Origin of the sequence: Burkholderia sp. AU16741 (assembly GCF_002223345.1) — a bacterium.
GTDB lineage: Bacteria > Pseudomonadota > Gammaproteobacteria > Burkholderiales > Burkholderiaceae > Burkholderia > Burkholderia sola.
Genome location: NZ_NKEZ01000003.1, coordinates 1,849,118 through 1,869,322, shown reverse-complemented (window position 1 = coordinate 1,869,322; position 20,205 = coordinate 1,849,118). Strand labels below are relative to the sequence as shown.

The 20,205-nt window shown below is 69.4% G+C and carries 18 protein-coding genes; 13 read left to right on the top strand and 5 right to left on the bottom strand.

The window, feature by feature from the left end:
• Positions 1 to 167: 167 nt before the first annotated feature.
• Positions 168 to 398: a hypothetical protein gene (locus CFB89_RS34835; protein ID WP_179233409.1), complete on the bottom strand. Its 231-nt coding sequence runs from the start codon at positions 396 to 398 to the stop codon at positions 168 to 170.
• 147 nt (positions 399 to 545) lie between these two features.
• Here CFB89_RS34835 and CFB89_RS11095 point away from each other — a divergent pair, with 147 nt between their 5' ends.
• On the top strand, positions 546 to 1,526 hold the full coding sequence (locus tag CFB89_RS11095; RefSeq protein WP_089467995.1) for an acetyltransferase: 981 nt from the start codon (positions 546 to 548) through the stop codon (positions 1,524 to 1,526).
• Between the two features lie 352 nt (positions 1,527 to 1,878).
• On the top strand, positions 1,879 to 3,357 hold the full coding sequence (locus tag CFB89_RS11090; protein ID WP_179233408.1) for a deoxyribodipyrimidine photo-lyase: 1,479 nt from the start codon (positions 1,879 to 1,881) through the stop codon (positions 3,355 to 3,357).
• Positions 3,358 to 3,379: 22 nt separating this feature from the next.
• Here the strand turns inward: CFB89_RS11090 and CFB89_RS35285 are convergent, their stop codons facing one another.
• The 3 genes from CFB89_RS35285 to CFB89_RS11080 all read right to left on the bottom strand — a co-directional run bounded on the left by CFB89_RS35285 (position 3,380) and on the right by CFB89_RS11080 (position 5,831).
• A complete protein-coding gene (locus tag CFB89_RS35285; RefSeq protein WP_256979655.1) occupies positions 3,380 to 3,502 on the bottom strand; it encodes a hypothetical protein in 123 nt (40 codons plus the stop codon).
• Positions 3,493 to 4,725 (bottom strand): MFS transporter, encoded by a 1,233-nt coding sequence (locus tag CFB89_RS11085; protein WP_089467851.1) that lies wholly within the window; start codon positions 4,723 to 4,725, stop codon positions 3,493 to 3,495. Before CFB89_RS11085 ends, CFB89_RS35285 begins: the two co-directional genes overlap by 10 nt.
• Positions 4,726 to 4,889: 164 nt before the next feature.
• A complete protein-coding gene (locus CFB89_RS11080) occupies positions 4,890 to 5,831 on the bottom strand; it encodes a LysR substrate-binding domain-containing protein (protein WP_089467850.1) in 942 nt (313 codons plus the stop codon).
• A 185-nt stretch (positions 5,832 to 6,016) separates the two neighbouring features.
• Here CFB89_RS11080 and CFB89_RS11075 point away from each other — a divergent pair, with 185 nt between their 5' ends.
• Positions 6,017 to 7,054 carry an alpha/beta fold hydrolase gene (locus CFB89_RS11075; protein WP_089467849.1) on the top strand — a complete coding sequence of 346 codons (1,038 nt, stop codon included), beginning with the start codon at positions 6,017 to 6,019 and terminating at the stop codon, positions 7,052 to 7,054.
• 124 nt (positions 7,055 to 7,178) lie between these two features.
• Positions 7,179 to 7,934: a 4'-phosphopantetheinyl transferase superfamily protein gene (locus tag CFB89_RS11070; protein WP_089467848.1), complete on the top strand. Its 756-nt coding sequence runs from the start codon at positions 7,179 to 7,181 to the stop codon at positions 7,932 to 7,934.
• Between the two features lie 21 nt (positions 7,935 to 7,955).
• Here the strand turns inward: CFB89_RS11070 and CFB89_RS11065 are convergent, their stop codons facing one another.
• Positions 7,956 to 8,876, bottom strand: coding sequence for a glutamate/aspartate ABC transporter substrate-binding protein (locus CFB89_RS11065; protein WP_089467993.1), 921 nt, complete (start codon positions 8,874 to 8,876; stop codon positions 7,956 to 7,958).
• A gap of 213 nt (positions 8,877 to 9,089) precedes the next feature.
• Here CFB89_RS11065 and hutH point away from each other — a divergent pair, with 213 nt between their 5' ends.
• From hutH to CFB89_RS11015, 9 genes are all read left to right on the top strand, one after another.
• On the top strand, positions 9,090 to 10,613 hold the full coding sequence (gene hutH / locus CFB89_RS11060; RefSeq protein WP_089467847.1) for a histidine ammonia-lyase: 1,524 nt from the start codon (positions 9,090 to 9,092) through the stop codon (positions 10,611 to 10,613).
• Between the two features lie 4 nt (positions 10,614 to 10,617).
• Entirely contained in the window at positions 10,618 to 11,313 is a 696-nt protein-coding gene (gene hutC, locus CFB89_RS11055; RefSeq protein WP_085043442.1) for a histidine utilization repressor, read from the top strand.
• 39 nt (positions 11,314 to 11,352) lie between these two features.
• Complete coding sequence (gene hutU / locus CFB89_RS11050) at positions 11,353 to 13,041, top strand: urocanate hydratase (RefSeq protein WP_006478343.1); 1,689 nt, start codon at positions 11,353 to 11,355, stop codon at positions 13,039 to 13,041.
• 2 nt (positions 13,042 to 13,043) lie between these two features.
• Positions 13,044 to 13,655, top strand: a complete 612-nt coding sequence (locus CFB89_RS11045; RefSeq protein WP_089467846.1) for a HutD family protein — start codon at positions 13,044 to 13,046, stop codon at positions 13,653 to 13,655.
• A gap of 4 nt (positions 13,656 to 13,659) precedes the next feature.
• Positions 13,660 to 14,883, top strand: coding sequence for an imidazolonepropionase (gene hutI / locus CFB89_RS11040; RefSeq protein ID WP_089467845.1), 1,224 nt, complete (start codon positions 13,660 to 13,662; stop codon positions 14,881 to 14,883).
• A 194-nt stretch (positions 14,884 to 15,077) separates the two neighbouring features.
• The gene (locus tag CFB89_RS11035) at positions 15,078 to 16,454 is read left to right on the top strand and encodes a formimidoylglutamate deiminase (RefSeq protein ID WP_089467844.1); all 1,377 of its coding nucleotides are present in this window, start codon (positions 15,078 to 15,080) and stop codon (positions 16,452 to 16,454) included.
• Between the two features lie 52 nt (positions 16,455 to 16,506).
• On the top strand, positions 16,507 to 17,304 hold the full coding sequence (gene hutG / locus CFB89_RS11030) for an N-formylglutamate deformylase (RefSeq protein WP_089467843.1): 798 nt from the start codon (positions 16,507 to 16,509) through the stop codon (positions 17,302 to 17,304).
• A gap of 728 nt (positions 17,305 to 18,032) precedes the next feature.
• On the top strand, positions 18,033 to 18,872 hold the full coding sequence (locus CFB89_RS11020) for a gamma-glutamyl-gamma-aminobutyrate hydrolase family protein (RefSeq protein ID WP_089467992.1): 840 nt from the start codon (positions 18,033 to 18,035) through the stop codon (positions 18,870 to 18,872).
• The gene (locus CFB89_RS11015) at positions 18,857 to 20,194 is read left to right on the top strand and encodes a glutamine synthetase family protein (RefSeq protein ID WP_089467841.1); all 1,338 of its coding nucleotides are present in this window, start codon (positions 18,857 to 18,859) and stop codon (positions 20,192 to 20,194) included. The genes CFB89_RS11020 and CFB89_RS11015 overlap by 16 nt, the downstream gene beginning before the upstream one ends.
• Positions 20,195 to 20,205: the final 11 nt, after the last annotated feature.

The window sequence follows — 20,205 nt, the reverse complement described above, 5'->3', positions numbered from 1 at the left end:
GCGGGGCGGCAGCCCGCGTCGGCGTCTGGGGTGGCGGCTTATGTAGTATGTCGTCGTACGACATGGTACGCCGGTGCGGGGGCGATGGCGTCGCGGGTTTACCCGGAACTCCTCCCGATTTGCGAGAAATCGGACGAGGGTAGGCACACGTTTTCACATCCGATGACTTATGACTCGAAGCGACGTTGCACCGACTGCCAGGCGCGAAGCGGCCCCATCTCCGCGTGAGAACTCGCGATCGAGGCGGCGCGTTCGGGCTTGGTACGTTTGGGAAGCCGGGCGAGAAAACCGACCTCGACGGGGCGGTGCCCGCTATCCGCGTGTCTCGGACGACGACGCACAGGCAGGAAGTCGTGGCGCGCGCGAAGCGAGAACAGCGCGATCGTGACGAACGACATGCAGGCGACCCGCAAGCCGTTTGCAGGGCAGCGCCGCTACGCCATATCGAAGGCGCGCGGTTGCGGCAAAATATCGGGCGCGCGGGTGCGGCGTGCACGCCACTCGCGAATGGCGGATTTCAGGCGCGGACGATGGAGCAACGGATCATGCAGGACAACCAGTACGCGCGGCATGTCTTCGCGTTCAACGGCGACGCGGACGGCCTGTGCGCGCTTCAGCAACTGCGGCTCGCGGAACGCGTGCACGGTACGCTCGTGACCGGCGTGAAGCGCGACATCAGGCTGCTCGAGCTTATCGACGCGGGCGCGGGCGACCTCGTCACCGTGCTCGACGTGTCGCACGACCAGAATCGCGACGCGTGCGCGCGGCTGCTGCGCGACGGTGCGACGGTCCGTTACTTCGACCATCACTTCGCCGGCGCGCTGCCCGACCATCCGCGCTTCGACGCGCATATCGACCTGGCGGCCGACGTCTGCACGAGCGCGATCGTGAACCGCTATCTCGGCGGCCGGTACGTGCGCTGGGCGATCGTCGCGGCATTCGGGGACGAACTGCCGGCCCTCGGCGACGCGCTGGCGCGCGAGCACGGCGTCGACGAAGCCGAGCGTGGCGTGCTCGCCGAACTGGGGCGCTATCTGAACTACAACGCTTACGGCGAATGCGTCGGCGATCTGCACTTCGATCCGGCGGCGCTCGCGGACGCCATGCTGCCGTGCGTCGAGCCACTCGATTTCGTGCGCGGGACGGCCGTGTTCGCCGCATTGCGCGACGGCTACCGCGACGACATGGCGCGTGCATGCGCGCTCGCGCCGCTGCGCGAGGTGCCCGGCGCGACGCTGGTCCGGATGCCCGATCATCCGTGGGCGCGGCGCGCAACCGGCATACTCGCGAACGAGCGGATGCGCGACGCGCCGCATGCGGCGCTCGCGGTGCTGTCGCCGCGCGCGGGCGGCGGGCTCGTCGTCAGCGTACGCGTGCCCGACGGCCGGCCGATCGGCGCGGACGAGTTCTGCCGCGGCTTCGCGACCGGCGGCGGGCGCAAATGCGCCGGCGGCATCAACCATCTGCCGGAAGCCGAGTTCGATGCGTTCGCCGAGCGCTTCGAGGCCGCGTTCCGGCTCGATTGACACGACGCATCGTTGACGGATCAAGCCGGCTGCACCGGCGGGCACGGTCGCTTGTCGGGCCGTCGTGGCGTGAATCGATGCGTCCGGCGTCGGCCATGCGCGGTGCGCGGTGCGCGGTGCGCGGTGCGTGGTGCGTGGTGTGCACGAATCGTTCGACGCGCAACACAGTCGGAGCAACATGCGGTGCGCGAGGCCGTCGTCCGGCAGCGCGACCTGCTTTGGATCGAAGCGGATCGTTTGTTCGCGTGCGGCGTCGCGGTGGCGGCCGGCCGTGACGACCGGCGTCGACACCGCGCAGCGCAGCCGCGACAATACGCGTCTCCTTTTGTTTTCATCATCGAGGTGCCTGCCCGTGTCTGCCAAGACGTCCGTTGCTCCCGCGATCGTCTGGTTCCGCGACGATCTGCGCGTGACCGATCAGCCCGCGCTCACGCGCGCGGTCGAATCCGGCCGGCCGCTCGTCTGCGTGTTCGTCGACGATACGGGCGCTGGCGCCGGGCCCGCGCTCGGCGGCGCGGCGCGCTGGTGGCTGCACGGGGCGCTGGTCGGGCTCGACGCGGCGCTCGCGCGGCATGGCGGGCGCCTGCTGCTGCTGCGCGGCGACGCGCAGCGCGAGATCGAGCGCATCGTCGGCGACACGGGCGCGGCAGCCGTGTACTGGAACCGCCGCTATGCGCAGCCGCAGCGCGACGCCGACGCGGCGCTGAAGGCGTCGCTCAAGGCGCGCGGCGTGACGGTCGAGAGCAGCAACGGCAGCCTGCTGAACGAGCCGTGGGAGGTGTTGACGGGTAGCGGCGGCCCGTATCAGGTCTTCACCGCGTACTGGCGCGCGGCGCGCCGCGATCGCACGGTCGCGGCGCCGTTGCCGGCACCCGAGCGGATCGCGTTTCATCCGTGGCCGAAAGTCGTGCGCGACCGCGCGCTGGCGCTCGACGCACTTGCGTTGCGTCCGCATGCGCCGGACTGGGCCGGCGGCCTGCGCGATGCGTGGCCGGCGCCCGACGAAGCCGGCGCGCACGCGCAGCTCGACACGTTCGTGACGACCGCGCTCGCCGGCTATGCGGACGCGCGCGACCGTCCCGATCGCCCCGCGACGAGCCGGCTATCGCCGTTCCTGCGCTTCGGCAACGTGTCGCCGCGACAGGTGTGGCAGGCGGTGCAGGGCGCCGCGCACGCAGGCGGCGCGGCATACGCGACGCACGCCGACAAGTTCCTGAGCGAGCTCGGCTGGCGCGAATTCAGCTACACGCTGCTGTATCACTTCCCGGCGCTCGCGACCGACAACTTCCGCGCGCAGTTCGATGCGATGCCGTGGCGCGACGATCCCGCCGCGTTACGTGCGTGGCAGCGCGGGCGAACCGGCTATCCGCTCGTCGATGCGGGCCTGCGCGAGCTGTGGACGACCGGCTGGATGCACAACCGCGTGCGGATGGTCGTCGCGTCGTTCCTGATCAAGCACCTGCTGATCGACTGGCGCGCGGGCGAAGCGTGGTTCCGCGACACGCTGGTCGACGCCGATCCCGCGAACAACGCGGCGAGCTGGCAATGGGTGGCCGGCTGCGGCGCCGACGCCGCGCCGTATTTCCGCATCTTCAATCCGGTCGCGCAGGGGCGGAAGTTCGACCCGGACGGCGCGTACGTGCGGCGCTGGGTGCCCGAGCTTGCCGGCCTCGACGATGCGTCGATCCATGCACCGTGGGAAGCGTCGCCGCTGGAACTCGAGGCGGCCGGCGTACGGCTCGGCGTCGACTATCCGGCGCCGCTCGTCGAGCACGCGGCCGCGCGCGCCCGAGCGCTCGATGCGCTGGCCGCGTTGCCGAAGCGCCGCTGACCGCACGCGCCGGTTTGCCGTATCAATTGCAGAATGCGACGTGCTCGAGCAGCGCGTATGCGACGCCCGAGTCGAAGTAGGCCGCGCCGCACCACGCGACGAACGCGAGCGTGCCGGCGGCCAGCACCGCGCGGATCACGCCCACGCCGCGCGGCCCGATGCCGGGCGTGCGACGCGCGCGTCGTCGATCGGCAGGTGCAGCAGCGCCGCGAGCACGCCGAGCGCGATCGAACCGATCCACAGCGGCATGTACGAGTGCGTCGCGTCGTACACGATTGCACCGAGCCACACGCCGAAGAAGCTGCCGAGCTGGTGCCCGAAGAACACGAAGCCGAACAGCGTCGCGATGTAGCGCACGCCGAACACCTGCGAGATCACGCCGTTCGTCAGCGGCACCGTGCCGAGCCACGTGAATCCCATCACGGCCGCGAACACGTAGACGCTCGCGGGCGACAGCGGCGCGGCGACGAATGCGGTCATCGCGAACGCGCGCACGAGGTACAGCACCGACAGCACGTACTTGCGCCGCAGCAGCCCGCCGAGATGGCCGCACGCATAGGTGCCGGCCACGTTGGTCAGCGCGATCAGCGCGAGCGCGACGCTCGCGTGGCGCGCAGGCAGCCCGTGGTCGAGCAGGTAAGCGGGCAGGTGCGTCGCGATGAACGCGAGCTGGAAGCCGCAAGCGAAGAAGCCCGCGTTCAGCAGCCAGAAGCCGCGATGCGCGAACGCTTCGCGCACCGCTTCGCCGATCGACTGGTCGGGGCCGGCGGGGGCGCCCGCCACCTGTGCGGGCCGGTCGCGCAGCAGCCCGGCGAGCGGCGCGAGCAGCGCGGCGACGAGCGCCAGCGCGATGAATGCGTGCCGCCAGCCGATGCCGCCGATCAGTTCCTGTGCGACGGGCACCATGCAGAACTGGCCGAGCCCGCCGATCGCGCCGGCGACCCCGAGCGCCCAGCCGCGCCGGTCGGGCGGAAACAGGCGGCTCAGCGCGCCGTAGATCGACGCGAATGCGGAGCCCGACAGCGCGACGCCGATCACGAGCCCGGCGCCGACCGTGAACAGGCCGGTCGTGCCCGCATGCGCCATCGTCACGAGCCCGGCCGCGTACAGCAGCATGCCGGCGACGATCACGCGCACCGAACCGAAACGGTCGGCGATCATTCCGGTGAACGGCTGCGCGACGCCCCAGATCAGGTTCTGCAGCGCCAGCGCGAGCCCGAACGCCTCGCGCGACCAGCCGTGGTCGAGTGACACGGGCGCGAGGAACAGGCCCTGCACGTGGCGGATGCCGAGCGCGGCGCCCATGATCAGGCCGCCTGCCAGCACGGGCAGCCAGCGGCGCCGGACTTCCTGCTCGATCAGGGTCATGCGTGTCTCCGGATGAAGGCGCGCGGCGAAACGGTCGCGCTCGATCCGATTAGACGAGCAGGGCGGCCGTCGTTCAAGCGATCATTCGGTCAGGTTGCCATGCGTCAAGGGAATGCGAACGGGCGGTGTCCGCCGGGCTCACGCGCAACCGCACCGCCGTCGGCTCAGGCCGTCGTCGTATCGTGCGCGTGCATCGCCGCATCGCATTCCGCCGCTTCGGCGAGCATCCAGTCGCGCACGTCGGCGACCTCGCGACGCGGGGCCGGATCGTGCTGGAACAGCCAGTAGCCGTACGTTTCCGACAGCGTCCGCGTGTGCGGTCCGAGCACCGCGAGCCGGCCGTCGGCGAGCATCGGCGCGACGAGCGCGAGCCGGCCGAGCGCGATGCCCTGGCCGGCGATCGCGGCCTGGATCACCTGGTCGTACTGGTTGAAGCGCAGCACGCCTTTCGGGCGCGCGTCGCCGAGCCCGGCCGCGTGCAGGTGCGCGTGCCACTGCAATTGCGATTGCGGCGGCCCGTCGAATTCGAGCAGCACGTGACCGGCGATCGCGGCCGCGCTCGTGACCGGCCGCGCGGCGAGCGCGGGATGCGCGACCGGCACGACGATCTCGTCGAACAGGCGCAGCGCGCCGGCCGGCGCGCGCTCGCGCGGGCAATAGCGGATGCCGAGGTCGATGCCCTCGGTGCGCAAATCGAGTACCTTGTCGTTCGCGGCGACGCGCAGATCGATCCCGGGCAACCGTGCCTGCAGCCGCCCGAGCCGCGGCAGCAGCCACAGCGCGGTCACGCCGATGCTGGCGGTGATCGTCACGGGCTGGCGCTCGCGCGCGGCGGCCAGCGACGCGACGGTGTCCTGCAGGCCGTGCAGCGCCGCGTCGGCGACGCGGAACAGCCGCTCGCCTTCCGGCGTGAATGAAATCTTCCGGTAGCCGCGCTGCAGCAACGCGACGCCGAGATGCGCCTCGAGTGCATGGACCTGGCGGCTGACCGCCGACTGCGTGACGCACAGATCCTGCGCGGCGAGCGTGATGCTCATGCGGCGGCCGACGGCGACGAAACCGCGGACGAGATCGAGCGACGGGAGACGGACGAGTGGCGTTGACATGCGCGTGACTCATGCGAACGGAGCAGCAAGATTGGTTGAGAACGCGGCACGCGTCAAGTTCAATGGAGGCGGGTTGATCGCGGAGGAGGGGGCTGAGTATGTGCTGAAGCGCCAACTCGGACCGACCGCTATCCATGGGATCGCAGTAAGCGCTGAAGCGCTAACTGGGGTCGACAGGAGACACGATGACGATTTCGAACGAGGAAAGCGGAGCCTCGCAGGGCAGTCGCGCGGCGGGCGCGTTGCCGCCCGAACCCGTGACGCTGCGCGCGGCGGACGGTTACGAACTGCGCGGCCACGTCTGGCGCCATCGCGGCGGCGGCGTGCGGCCCGTGACGGTCGTCAATTGCGCGACGTCGGTGCGCTGCGACTACTACTTTCGTTTCGCCGCCTGGCTGTTCGCGCAAGGACGCGACGTGCTCGTCTACGACTATCGCGGCATCGGCGGATCGCGCCCGGCGCGGCTGGCGAAGCTGCGCGCGACCTGGCTCGACTGGGGGCGGCTCGATTGCGAAGCCGCGCTGCACTATGCGCGCGACGCGTTTCCGGGCCAGCCGCTCGACGTGGTCGCGCACAGCATCGGCGGCTGTGTACTCGGCCTCGCGGCGTCGAACGTGCACGTGCGGCATGCGGTGACCGTCGGCGCGCAGTACGCGTACTGGCGCGACTATCTGCCGGCCGAGCGGCGCCGCATGTGGTGGAAGTGGCATGTCGCGATGCCCGCGCTCGCCGCCGTGTGCGGCTACGTGCCCGCGAAGCGGCTCGGCTGGATGGAGGATACGCCGCGGGGCATCGCGCTGTCGTGGGCGCGGTCGCGGCCGCGTTTCGAGGACGGCTACCTCGGCAGCGTGTTCGACGACGGCGCGGCGAGCCGTGCCGCGTTGCCGGCGCGGTTCGCGGGGCTGTCGGCGCCGATGCTCGCGGTCGGCATTGACGACGACGCGTTCGGCACGGTCGCCGCGATCGAGCGGCTGGTCGGCTACTACACGGGCAGCAACGTGACGCATCTGCGGATCGCGCCGACCGACATCGGCGTCGCCGAGATCGGCCATTTCGCGTTTTTCCACAGCCGCTTCACCGACACGCTGTGGCCGGTCGCGTTGTACTGGCTGCAACACGGCGTGCTGCCGGCCGATGCGCCGGGCGTCGTGCATGCGCTGCACCCGGCGTCGCGCGGGCGGGTGACGGGGAGCGGCGTGCCGGGCAGGGCCGCGAGCGGGTAAGCGGGCGCATACGCACGCAATGCGCCATCCCTGTTTGCGTCCCGATCAGGCGGCAGCGGCCGCGGGTCGGCGCGATCGATTAACATCGGACGTTTCGCTCCACCGCACAGGCTGCCGCGCGCCGATGTCCATTCCGTCCGATCCCGCTTCTCCCGTCGAAACGCCCCGCGCGTGGCGCGTGCACGCGCTCGACGTGCCGCCCGCCGCGGCGCGCGCCCGCGTGCAGGTCGCGCGCGTCGATTTCGACTGGCGCGTGCCGGTCGCGTCGCCCGCGTATGCGGCGCTGAGCGACGACGAGCGCGCCCGTGCCGCGCGCTTTCTGCGGCACGAGGATGCGGTGCGCAGCGCCGCGACGCGCGCCGCGCTGCGCGACGTGCTCGGCGCGACGCTCGGCATCGGGCCGCGCGCGATCGAGATCGTCGTCGACGCAGCGGGGCGGCCGTCGCTGGACCCTGCGCATCGCGCGTCGCTCGACTTCAACGTGTCGCACGCGGGCGATCATGCATTGATCGCGTGGGCGCCGGCGGGCCGCGTCGGCGTCGATATCGAGAGCTGCAACCGCGCGACCGACTGGCGCACGCTGACGCGCGAAGTGTGCGCACCCGCCGAGATCGCGTATCTCGACGGTCTGCCGCCCGGCGCGCGCGAGGGGGAATTCATGCGCGTGTGGTCCGCAAAGGAGGCGCTGCTCAAGGCGCTCGGCACCGGCATCGTCGGCGGGCTGCGCGCGTTCGCGGTCGTGCCGCCGCGCGACACGGCGACACCCGCGACGACGATCGTCGACCCGACCGCGCCCGCCGCCGGCGTCGCGGCGTTCGACGCGGCATGGCTCGACGCGGCGCCCGGCTACGCGGCGTGCGTCGCGTGGACGCGCGCGTAAGCCGGGCGCGACGCGCGGCGCTTACTCGAGCGGCGCGTCGTTCGGCGCCGCATAGCGCGCCTTGATCACGTCGCTCATCGCGAAGTCGAACGACAGCCCCTTCGGCGGCACCGGTTTCATGAACCATTTGTCGTACAGCGCGTTGATCTCGCCGCTTTTCATCAACTGCACGAGCACGCCGTCGACGAGCGCCTTGAACTGCGGATCGTCCTTGCGCAGCATGAACCCGTAGGCTTCCGACGATTGCGGCGTGCCGACGAGCTGCCAGTCGGCCGGCTTCGCGGCGAGCTGGCGCACGCCCGCGAGCAGCACGTCGTCCATCATGTACGCGGCCGCGCGGCCCGATTCGAGCGTGAGGCGTCCTTCGCCGTAGTCCTTCGCGCTGATGATCTGCATGTTCATCTTCCTTTCCTCGTTCATCTTGCGCAGCAGGCGCTCGGACGTCGTGCCCTGGTTCGTCACGACCGTCTTGCCGGCGAGATCGGGGAAGTCGCGGATGCCCGAACTCGTGCGCGTGAGCAGGCGCGTCGTCGCGACGAAGAAGGTGGTCGAGAACGCGACCTGCGCGTGGCGCGCGGCGAGATTGGTCGTCACGCCGCATTCGAGATCGACGGTGCCGTTCTGCACGAGCGGAATGCGGTTCTGCGACGTGACCGGAATGAAGCGCACCTGCAGGTCGGGCTTGCCGGTGCGCGCCTTCACCGCGGCGATCACGCGGTCGCACAGATCCTGCGAGAACCCGATGACCTTGCCGCCCGCGTCGACATAGGAGAACGGCACCGACGTTTCGCGATGGCCGATCGAAATCAGGTTGGCCTGCCGGATCCTCTCGAGCGTGCCGGACAGCGGCTCGGCGGCGACGGACGCGCCGCACGCGAGTGCGCACGCGGCGACGAGCAGGGGGCGGCCGAGGCGGGCGGCGAATCGTGACGGGAAGGGCATGACGGTCTCCATGGCGAATGTTGATTCGTATGTTGCCAAATAAAAAATGATTGCAACATACGTTAAAAACCGGATCACGCCGGCCACGCCGGCGGGTCGTGCCGGACATCAGGGAAACTCCCGAGACCGGAATAATGAAAAACGGGTTGTCTAGACAAGTTCCGATGGCTACACTTCAATCCATCCCGAACTTGTCTAGACAGGATTGCTCACATGATTACGTTGACCCCCGGCCATCTGACCCTCCCGCAACTGCGCCGGATCGCACGCGAATCCGTCCAGCTGAAACTCGATCCGGCCAGCTTCGCGAAGATCGACGCGGGCGCGAAGGCCGTTGCCGACATCGCCGCGAAGGGCGAGCCGGCCTACGGCATCAACACGGGCTTCGGCCGTCTGGCGAGCACCCACATCCCGCACGACCAGCTCGAACTGCTGCAGAAGAACCTCGTGCTGTCGCACGCGGTCGGCGTCGGCGAGCCGATGGCGCGCTCGTCGGTGCGCCTGCTGATGGCGCTGAAGCTGTCGAGCCTCGGCCGTGGCCACTCGGGCATCCGTCGCGAAGTGATGGATGCGCTGATCACCCTCTTCAACGCGGACGTGCTGCCGCTGATCCCGGTGAAGGGCTCGGTCGGCGCCTCGGGCGACCTCGCGCCGCTCGCGCACATGTCGGCCGTGCTGCTCGGCGTCGGCGAAGTGTTCATCCGCGGCGAACGCGCGAGCGCGCTCGACGGTCTGCGTGTCGCCGGCCTCGCGCCGCTGACGCTGCAGGCGAAGGAAGGCCTCGCGCTCCTGAACGGCACGCAGGCGTCGACCGCGCTCGCGCTCGACAACATGTTCGCGATCGAAGACCTGTACCGCACCGCGCTCGTCGCCGGCGCGTTGTCGGTCGACGCGGCAGCCGGCTCGGTGAAGCCGTTCGACGCGCGCATTCACGAACTGCGCGGCCATCGAGGCCAGATCGACGCGGCCGCGTCGTACCGCGAACTGCTCGAAGGCTCGCCGATCAACCAGTCGCACCGCGACTGCGACAAGGTGCAGGATCCGTACAGCCTGCGCTGCCAGCCGCAGGTGATGGGCGCGTGCCTGGACCAGATGCGTCATGCGGCCGACGTGCTGCTGGTCGAAGCAAACGCCGTGTCGGACAATCCGCTGATCTTCCCGGACACCGGCGAAGTGCTGTCGGGCGGCAACTTCCACGCCGAGCCCGTCGCGTTCGCGGCCGACAACCTCGCGCTCGCCGCGGCGGAAATCGGCGCGCTGGCCGAGCGCCGCATCGCGCTGCTGATCGACGCGACGCTGTCGGGCCTGCCCCCGTTCCTCGTGAAGGACGGTGGCGTGAACTCCGGCTTCATGATCGCGCACGTGACGGCCGCCGCCCTCGCATCGGAAAACAAGACACTCGCGCACCCGGCATCGGTCGACTCGCTGCCGACTTCCGCGAACCAGGAAGACCATGTGTCGATGGCGACGTTCGCCGCGCGCAAGCTCGCCGACATCGCGGACAACACGAAGCACATCCTCGCGATCGAACTGCTGGCCGCCGCACAGGGCGTCGACCTGCGCGCGCCGTTCCACACGAGCCCGAAGCTCGCGCCGGTGATGGAGACGATCCGCGGCAAGGTCGCGCACTACGAACTCGACCACTACTTCGCGCCGGACATCGCGGTGATCGCGAAGCTGGTCGGCGAGCGCGCGTTCGCGAAGGTCGCGCCGTTCTCGTTCGCATCGGAACAGTAAGCCGATGAGCGCGCCGGTCTACCAGGAGATCAAGGATTTCATCCTGGGCCGCATTCACGCCGGCGAGTGGGAGGAGGGCGACCAGGTGCCGTCCGAGAACGAGCTGGCGCGCGAATTCAAGGTGGCGCGCATGACCGTCAACCGCGCGCTGCGCGAGTTGACGGCCGAGCAGGTGCTCACGCGCATGAAGGGCGCGGGCACCTACGTCGCGCGGCCGAAGTACGAGTCGACGCTGGTCGCGATTCGCAGCATCTCGGAAGAGGTCGGCGCGCGCGGGCATGCGTACCGCGCCAGCGTGCTCGGGCTCGACACGATCCGCGCCGACGAGGCGCTTGCCGACGAGATGCAGGTGGCCGTGCGCACGAAGCTGTTTCATTCGCAGGTGCTGCACTTCGAGAACGACGAGCCGGTGCAGCTCGAAGAGCGATGGGTGAATCCGGCGGTCGCGCCGGATTACGCCGAGCAGGATTTCACGAACACGACGCCGAACCTGTACCTGATGCGCGCGGCGCCGCTGCAGCGCGTCGAGTACCGGATCGAAGCGGCGGCCCCGGCGCCGGAGCGGCGCGAGCAGCTGCGGATGGACGACGTCGAGCCGTGTCTGGTTTTACATCGGCGCACCTGGTCGCAGGGCGTCGTCGCCTCGGTGGCGAATCTGTGGCATCCCGGCAGCCGTTATCGCTTCACCGGGCATTTCTGATTCCTATTTGATTTTCAATTTCCTTCGGGAGCAGTCGTCATGAACCATCCGAAACACATCGATCCCCGTCTCGATCCGACGCGCACGATCCGCGCGCCGCGCGGCAGCGAGAAGACCTGCAAGACCTGGCTGGCCGAAGCGGCCTACCGGATGATCCAGAACAACCTCGACCCGGAAGTCGCCGAGCATCCGCATGCGCTCGTCGTGTACGGCGGCATCGGGCGTGCCGCGCGCAACTGGGAATGCTACGACCAGATCCTCGCGTCGCTGAAGGATCTCGAGGAAAACGAAACGCTGCTGATCCAATCGGGCAAGCCGGTCGGCGTGTTCCGCACGCACAAGGATGCGCCGCGCGTGCTGCTCGCGAATTCGAACCTGGTGCCGCACTGGGCGAACTGGGATCACTTCCACGAACTCGACCGCAAGGGCCTGATGATGTACGGCCAGATGACGGCCGGCAGCTGGATCTACATCGGCAGCCAGGGCATCGTGCAGGGCACCTATGAAACGTTCTTCTCGGTCGCGAACCAGCACTTCAACGGCGATCCGTCGGGCCGCTGGATCCTGACGGGCGGCCTGGGCGGGATGGGCGGCGCGCAGCCGCTCGCCGCGACGATGGCCGGCTTCTCGATGATCGCGGTCGAATGCGACGAGACGCGCATCGACTTCCGCCTGAAGACGCGCTACGTCGACAAGAAGGCGACGACGCTCGACGAAGCGCTCGGCATGATCGAGGAAGCGAAGCGCACCGGCAAGCCGGTGTCGATCGGCCTGCTCGGCAACGCGGCCGACGTGTTCGCTGAACTCGTCACGCGCGGCATCACGCCCGACTGCGTGACCGACCAGACGAGCGCGCACGACCCGATCAACGGCTACCTGCCGCAAGGCTGGACCGTCGCGCAATGGCGCGAGGCGCAGAAGGTCGATCCGCAGAGCATCGTGAAGGTCGCGAAGCAGTCGATGGCCGTCCAGGTGCGCGCGATGCTCGCGCTGCAGGAACGCGGCGCGGCCACGCTCGACTACGGCAACAACATCCGCCAGATGGCGCTTGAAATGGGCGTCGAGAACGCGTTCGACTTCCCCGGTTTCGTGCCGGCGTACATCCGTCCGTTGTTCTGCGAAGGCAAGGGCCCGTTCCGCTGGGTCGCGCTGTCCGGCGATCCGGAAGACATCTACAAGACCGACCAGAAGGTGAAGGAGCTGATCCCCGACGATCCGCACCTGCACAACTGGCTCGACATGGCGCGTGAGCGCATCGCGTTCCAGGGCCTGCCGGCACGGATCTGCTGGGTCGGCGTGAAGGATCGCTACCGCCTCGGCCAGGCGTTCAACGAGATGGTCAAGAACGGCGAACTGAAGGCGCCGATCGTGATCGGTCGCGACCACCTCGACACGGGTTCGGTCGCGAGCCCGAATCGCGAGACGGAATCGATGAAGGACGGCTCGGACGCCGTCAGCGACTGGCCGCTGCTGAACGCGCTGCTGAACACCGCGGGCGGCGCATCGTGGGTGTCGCTGCACCACGGCGGCGGCGTCGGCATGGGCTTCTCGCAGCATTCGGGCGTCGTGATCGTCGCCGACGGTACGGCCGACGCGCATGAACGTCTCGGTCGCGTGCTGCTGAACGATCCGGCCACGGGCGTGATGCGCCATGCGGATGCCGGTTACGAACTCGCGCAGCAGACGGCCCGCGAAGCCGGCCTGAAGCTGCCGATGCTCGGCCGCTGAGCATGACGGCGCTCGACCTGGCGCCGGTGAACGCGACACTGATCCGCGCCGCGGATCTCGTCGCGTCGCCATGGAAGAACGGCGGCGGCGTGACGCGCGAGATCGGCGCGTTCCCGCCCGGCGCGGCACTCGATGCGTTCGCGTGGCGCGTGAGCGTCGCGGACGTCGGCACGGCCGGGCCGTTCTCGCGTTTCGACGGCGTCGACCGTACGCTCGTACTGTTGTCCGGCGCAGGCATGACGCTCGCCGAAGCGGGCGGCACGCGGCACGTGCTCGACGCACCGCTGGCCCGCGCGGATTTCGCGGGCGAGACGGCGATCGACGCGACGCTGCACGACGGCGCGACGCGCGACTTCAACCTGATGACGCGCCGTTCGGCGGCACGCGGGTCGGTCGACGTATGGCCCGAGGGCACGCACCGCGTCGAGCGCGCCGATACCGTGCTGCTGTTTTGCGCGGCCGGTACGGTCGGCGTCGACATCGACGGCGCGCACTATGCGCTGGAAGAAATGGACACGTTGCGGCTCGACGGGCCGCGGCGTGCGTTTGACGTCGTCGTGAGCGGAGGCGGCGCGCTGCTCGCCGTGTCGCTTGCCGTCGGCGAACGAGACTGAACGCATGAAACCGACTGTCTGGCATCACCTGAGGCTGTGTCCGCACGGCCATCCCGACGAGACGATCGACGACGCGGCGATCGCCGTCGACGAAACCGGCACGATCGCGTGGCTCGGCGCATTGTCCGCGCTGCCGCACGACTATGCGCACTGGCGGCGCGAGGACCTGCACGGCGCGTGGGTCACGCCGGGCCTCGTCGACTGCCATACGCATCTGGTGTACGGCGGTACGCGCGCCGACGAATTCGCGCAGCGCCTCGCGGGCGTCAGCTACGAGGAAATCGCGCGGCAGGGCGGCGGGATCGTGTCGACGGTGCGCGCGACGCGCGCGGCCGACGAGACGGCGCTGTTCGTGCAGGCCGCCGCGCGCTTGCAGCCGCTGCTCGCCGAAGGCGTGACCGCGATCGAGATCAAGTCGGGCTACGGGCTCGACCTCGCGAGCGAGCGCAAGATGCTGCGCGTCGCGCGCCAGCTCGGCGAGCGCTTCCCGGTTACCGTCCATACGACCTTCCTCGGCGCGCATGCGCTGCCGCCGGAATACGCGGGCCGCGCGGACGAATACATCGACGAAGTGTGCGACCGGATGCTGCCGACGCTGGCCGACGAAGGGCTCGTCGACGCGGTCGACGTGTTCTGCGAACGCATCGGCTTTTCGCTCGCGCAGACCGAGCGCGTGTTCGAGGCCGCGACGCGGCGCGGGCTGCCGGTGAAGCTGCATGCGGAGCAACTGTCGAATGCGGGCGGGACGGCGCTCGCCGCGCGTTACCGCGCGCTGTCGGCCGACCACCTCGAATTTCTCGACGAAGCCGGCATCGAGGCGATGAAGGCGGCCGGCACGGTTGCCGTGCTGCTGCCCGGCGCGTACTACTTCATCCGCGAAACGCAATTGCCGCCGATCGAGCTGCTGCGCAAGCACGGCGTGCCGATCGCGCTCGCGACCGATCACAACCCCGGCACGTCGCCGCTCGAATCGCTGTTGCTGACGCTGAACATGGGCTGCACGCTGTTCCGCATGACGGTGCCGGAGGTGCTGCAGGGCGTCACGCGCCATGCAGCCGCGGCGCTTGGCCGCGCGGATCGCCACGGCGCGCTCGAGGTCGGTCGCCAGGCCGACTTCGCCGTGTGGGCGGTCGGCTCGCTGGCGGAACTGGCGTACTGGATCGGCCGGCCGCTGTGCGAGCAGGTCGTACGGGGCGGCACGACCGTGTTTCGCCGGATGAACGGATAGTTTTTGCGAAGAACCGGGCCGGGTACCTGACGTATCGGCCCGGCCGACGCTTTGCAGGGGACCGGACCCGTGCGCAACGGCGCACGCCGGTCGATCGCCGCGAGGCAGGCGCAGGCGCGACGCGCTTGCGTCTGCCGGCCGCGGCACCCGGACGAGATTGCTCAAGCGCTCGATCCGGTCGATGAGGATACGCAATGACCGACACCCTGTTGTTCGCGGACCATGCCTACCTGCCCGATGGCTGGCGCCGCAACGTGCTGCTGCGCTGGGGCGCGGCCGGCACGCTGACCGACGTGACGCCCGATACCGACGCACCGGCCGGCGTCGCGCGCGCGGCCGGGCCGGTGCTGCCCGGCATGCCGAACCTGCATTCGCACGCATTCCAGCGCGCGATGGCGGGGCTCACCGAATACCGCGCGAATCCCGCCGACAGCTTCTGGAGCTGGCGCGACCTGATGTACCGCTTCGCGCTGAAGATCACGCCCGACGCGCTCGCGGCGATTGCGCGCTGGCTGTACGTCGAGATGCTCAAGTGCGGCTACACGTCGGTGTGCGAATTCCACTACGTGCATCACGCGCAGGACGGCTCGCGCTATCCGCAAATCGCGGAGCTCGGCACACGTGTGATCGACGCCGCGCGGGCGGCCGGCATCGGCATCACGATGCTGCCCGTGTCGTACCAGTTCGCCGGCTTCGGCAACAAGCCGCCGCGCGATGACCAGCGCCGCTTCATCAACACGCCCGACGGCGTGCTCGAACTGCTCGACGCGATGCGTCGCGCCGCGCCCGAGCATGGCGGGCTGCGCTACGGCGTCGCGCCGCATTCGCTGCGCGCGGTGTCCGAGAACGGGCTGCGTGCGCTGCTCGACGGGCTGCCCGACGATGCGCCCGTTCATATCCACATCGCCGAGCAGACGGCCGAAGTCGACGACTGCGTGCGCGCCTACGGCGCACGCCCGGTCCAATGGCTGCTCGATCGCTTCGACGTCGATGCGCGCTGGTGCCTCGTGCACGCGACGCACGTCGATGCGGCCGAGACGGCGGCGCTCGCGAAGCGTCGCGCCGTCGCCGGGCTGTGCCTGACGACCGAAGCGAACCTCGGCGACGGCGTGTTTCCGGCCGTCGACTATCTCGCGCAGGGCGGCGTGATCGGCGTCGGCTCGGACAGCCACGCGTCGGTCGACTGGCGCTCGGAGCTGCGCCTGCTCGAATACGGGCAGCGACTCGTGCACCGCGCGCGCAACGTGCTGGCGAGCGCGTCGCAGGCGCACGTCGCCGATCGGCTGTTCGATGCGTCGCTCGCGGGCGGCGCGCAGGCGAGCGGGCGGCGCATCGGTGCGCTGCGCGCGGGCTGTCGCGCCGACTGGCTCGTGCTCGATCCCGATCATCCGGCGATCGCCGAACACGACAGCGCCGCATGGCTGTCGGGCATCGTGTTCGCCGAACACGGCGACACGCCGGTGCTCGACGTCTACACGGGCGGCGAGTGCGTCGTGAGCGGCCGCCGCCATCGCGACGAAGCCGCCGCGTATGCCGACTACCGCGCCGCGCTGGCGCAACTGCTGCGCTGAACGCGCGGCAACCGGCGCACGGTGCGCCGGCCGACTCTTACGGTGAGGCGACATGACTGAACAACCGGCTGTATTCACGTTGAAGCAGGGCACGCTGCCGCTGCTGATCTCGATTCCGCATGCAGGCACGCACATCCCCGACGACATCGCCGAGACGATGACGCCCGACGCGCGCTTCGTCGACGATTGCGACTGGCATCTGGAGCGGCTGTACGGCTTCGCGGCCGATCTGGGCGCATCGATCCTCGTGCCGTCGCACGCGCGTTACGTCGTCGACCTGAACCGTCCGCCCGACAACGAGAACCTGTATCCGGGGCAGGACACGACGGGGCTCGTGCCGGTCGATACGTTCGACAAGGCGCCGCTGTATCCGGCGAACGCGCTGCCCGGCAACGACGAAATCATGCGTCGCCGCGATCGTTACTGGCTGCCGTATCACGACGCGCTGCAACGCGAGATCGCGCGCCTGAAGGGCGAACACGGCCGCGTGCTCGTGTGGGAGGCGCATTCGATCCGTTCGCACGTGCCGCGTTTCTTCGACGGCCGCCTCCCGGACTTCAACTTCGGCACGTCGAGCGGCGCGAGTGCGGCGCCCGGTCTCGCGGAGGCGCTGGCGGCGCGCGTGCTCGCACACGGCGGCTACACGGCCGTCGCGAACGGCCGCTTCAAGGGCGGCTACATCACGCGTCACTACGGCGTGCCCGAGACCGGCGTCGAGGCCGTGCAGCTCGAGCTGTCGCAGATCACCTACATGGAGGAGACGCGTCCGTACGCGTACGACGAAGCGCGTGCCGCGCGGATCGTGCCGCTGCTGCAGACGCTTGTCGAAACGGCGCTCGCGCATCGCTGAGCACGGGCCGCCTTCATGCGGCAGCGCGGCGGAGCAGTGCGCGTCGTCCCGTCGGCACGCAGCAGGCAAGCCGACGCAATGCACAAAACGGCATCGATCCGCCTGATCGATGCCTTTTTTTTCGTCTGATCGAGGTCGTCATCGGCCCCTGAAAATTTGACGCAATTTTTAGGTGATATAAGCTGAATGTCAGGAAGTCGTCACGCGCGTACCGGCGGCAAGGCCATCGACGATGGCCGGACTGCGCCGGCATTCGCTACGAGACATCTTGCTGACGTGTCGCCACGCGGCATAGCGACACGTGTCCTGCCTCCATCAGTCAGTCGAGTACGATCGTGAAAGCCGCCAGCCCTTCGATACGCCGGACGCGAAGTCCGTCGGCGGGCGCGCCGCCTCAGGCCGGGCCGAACCGGCATGCTGAGCGCGGCACGCGCGCCGTCCCGCTACGCGAGCCTCGCTTCTTCGCCATTTCCCATCGCGGCCCGCGCCGCTTCAATCTCGCGACCGCGCACTTGTTCAGCGCGGTGCAGTGCGACGGCAGCGCATCGTTGTTGCCCTAGCGTCCGTTTCCGCTTCCGTCCCGGGTCGCATCGCCCGTTGCCGCGGCGTCCGCGCGGCACGATCGCGCCTGCGCTTGCGCCGCGCGATGGCACGCGCGTGCGGCGCGCCCGTGAACCTGCATCGTTGCGCGCGCAAGCATGTCGCGCGCCATGACCGGAGAGACGCCGATGCGTGCCCGCCCGATCGTAGCCGTCACCGCCGACCGCATCCTGCGCGGCGCCCACCCGGACCACACGGCGGGCGAGAAGTACCTTGCCGCCGTCGTCGACGGCGCCGGCGCGCTCGCGTTCGTCTTGCCCGCGCTCGGCGCGCGGCAGCCGGCCGACGCGATCGTCGCGGCAATCGACGGGCTGCTGCTGACCGGCAGCTATTCGAACGTCGAGCCGCATCGCTACGGCGGCGCCGCGAGCGCGCCCGACACGCTGCACGATCCGGCGCGCGATGCGACCGCGTTGCCGCTGATCCGCGCGGCGATCGACGCGGGCGTGCCCGTGCTCGCCATCTGCCGCGGCATGCAGGAGCTGAACGTCGCGTACGGCGGCACGCTGCATCAGCGGCTGCATGCGACGACCGGCTTCGACGACCATCGCGAACGGGCGGACGATCTGCTCGAACGGCAGTACGGTCCCGCGCACGTCGTGCAGCTCGCTCCTGGTGGCCTGCTGCAGCGGGTCGCGCGCGGCGCGCAAGAGGCGACGGTCAATTCGCTGCACGACCAGGGCATCGCGCGGCTGGGCGACGCGCTCGCGATCGAAGCAAGCGCGCCCGACGGGCTCGTCGAGGCCGTCAGCGTACGCGGTGCGCGCGCGTTCGTGCTGGGCGTGCAGTGGCATCCCGAATGGCGCTACGCGGAGCAGCCGCTGTCGCGCGACATCTTCGCGGCATTCGGCGCGGCGTGCCGCGCGCGGATGACGCATCGCCTTCATGCGGGCGGCGGCGCGACGCCGTCGCCGCCCGCATCCGATATCGACATCGACTCACGAGGCCGATCATGCAACCCGAACTGAACGAGTTCCTGCGACAGCACCGCATCACCGAAGTCGAGGCGATCATTCCCGACATGGCCGGCATCGCGCGCGGCAAGATCATTCCGCGCAACAAATTCGAATCCGGTGAATCGATGCGCCTGCCGCAGGCCGTGATGGTGCAGACCGTCACCGGCGACTATCCGGAGGACGGCACGTTGACCGGCGTGACCGATCCCGACATGGTGTGCGTGCCCGACCCGTCGACGATCTGCCTGATCCCGTGGGCGGTCGATCCGACCGCGCAGGTGATCCACGATTGCGTGCACTTCGACGGTTCGCCGGTCGAGATCTCGCCGCGCTACGTGCTGCGCCGCGTGCTCGACCTGTACGAGGCGAAGGGCTGGAAACCCGTGGTCGCACCCGAGCTCGAGTTTTATCTGGTCGACATGAACGCCGACCCCGACCTGCCGCTGCGGCCGCCCGTCGGCCGCACGGGGCGGGCGGAAACGGGCCGCCAGTCGTATTCGATCGAGGCCGTCAACGAGTTCGATCCGCTGTTCGAGGACATCTACGAGTACTGCGAAATGCAGGGCCTCGATATCGAGACGCTGATCCATGAAGTCGGCGCCGCGCAGATGGAGATCAACTTCGTGCATGGCGATGCGATGCCGCTGGCCGACCAGGTATTCCTGTTCAAGCGCACGGTGCGCGAGGCCGCGCTGCGTCACAACATGTACGCGACGTTCATGGCCAAGCCGATGGAAAACGAGCCGGGCTCCGCGATGCACATTCATCAGAGCCTCGCGGACCTGCGCACCGGGCGCAATCTGTTCGCCGACGAGAACGGCGCCGTGTCGCCGCTGTTCCACAGCTATCTGGCGGGACTGCAGAAGTACACGCCGGCGCTGATGCCGATCTTCGCGCCGTACATCAATTCGTATCGCCGCCTCTCGCGCTTCATGGCCGCGCCGATCAACGTGCAATGGGGCTACGACAACCGCACGGTGGGCTTTCGCATCCCGCAGTCGAACCCCGTCGCGCGACGCATCGAGAACCGGATTCCCGGCGTCGACTGCAACCCGTATCTCGCGTTCGCGGCGACGCTCGCCGCCGGCTATCTCGGCATGGCGCAACAGCTCGCGCCGACCGAGCCGATCGCATCGGACGGCTACGACCTGCCGTATCAGTTGCCGCGCAACCTCGAGGAAGGCATCTCGCTGATGGCTGCGTGCGAGCCGCTCGCCGGCATCCTCGGCGACAAGTTCGTGAAGGCCTACCTGGCATTGAAGGAAACCGAATACGAAGCGTTCTTCCGCGTGATCAGCTCGTGGGAACGCAGGCATTTGCTGCTGCACGTGTAAGCGTGCGGCGC

Bases quoted from the DNA above. Each gene is read 5' to 3' on its own strand.
- CFB89_RS34835 (WP_179233409.1), bottom strand. From the start codon at position 398: ATGTCGTTCGTCACGATCGCGCTGTTCTCGCTTCGCGCGCGCCACGAC.
- CFB89_RS11095 (WP_089467995.1), top strand. From the start codon at position 546: ATGCAGGACAACCAGTACGCGCGGCATGTCTTCGCGTTCAACGGCGAC.
- CFB89_RS11085 (WP_089467851.1), bottom strand. From the start codon at position 4,725: ATGACCCTGATCGAGCAGGAAGTCCGGCGCCGCTGGCTGCCCGTGCTG.
- CFB89_RS11080 (WP_089467850.1), bottom strand. From the start codon at position 5,831: ATGTCAACGCCACTCGTCCGTCTCCCGTCGCTCGATCTCGTCCGCGGT.
- CFB89_RS11075 (WP_089467849.1), top strand. From the start codon at position 6,017: ATGACGATTTCGAACGAGGAAAGCGGAGCCTCGCAGGGCAGTCGCGCG.
- CFB89_RS11070 (WP_089467848.1), top strand. From the start codon at position 7,179: ATGTCCATTCCGTCCGATCCCGCTTCTCCCGTCGAAACGCCCCGCGCG.
- CFB89_RS11065 (WP_089467993.1), bottom strand. From the start codon at position 8,876: ATGCCCTTCCCGTCACGATTCGCCGCCCGCCTCGGCCGCCCCCTGCTC.
- hutH (WP_089467847.1), top strand. From the start codon at position 9,090: ATGATTACGTTGACCCCCGGCCATCTGACCCTCCCGCAACTGCGCCGG.
- hutC (WP_085043442.1), top strand. From the start codon at position 10,618: ATGAGCGCGCCGGTCTACCAGGAGATCAAGGATTTCATCCTGGGCCGC.
- hutU (WP_006478343.1), top strand. From the start codon at position 11,353: ATGAACCATCCGAAACACATCGATCCCCGTCTCGATCCGACGCGCACG.
- CFB89_RS11045 (WP_089467846.1), top strand. From the start codon at position 13,044: ATGACGGCGCTCGACCTGGCGCCGGTGAACGCGACACTGATCCGCGCC.
- hutI (WP_089467845.1), top strand. From the start codon at position 13,660: ATGAAACCGACTGTCTGGCATCACCTGAGGCTGTGTCCGCACGGCCAT.
- CFB89_RS11035 (WP_089467844.1), top strand. From the start codon at position 15,078: ATGACCGACACCCTGTTGTTCGCGGACCATGCCTACCTGCCCGATGGC.
- hutG (WP_089467843.1), top strand. From the start codon at position 16,507: ATGACTGAACAACCGGCTGTATTCACGTTGAAGCAGGGCACGCTGCCG.
- CFB89_RS11020 (WP_089467992.1), top strand. From the start codon at position 18,033: ATGCGTGCCCGCCCGATCGTAGCCGTCACCGCCGACCGCATCCTGCGC.
- CFB89_RS11015 (WP_089467841.1), top strand. From the start codon at position 18,857: ATGCAACCCGAACTGAACGAGTTCCTGCGACAGCACCGCATCACCGAA.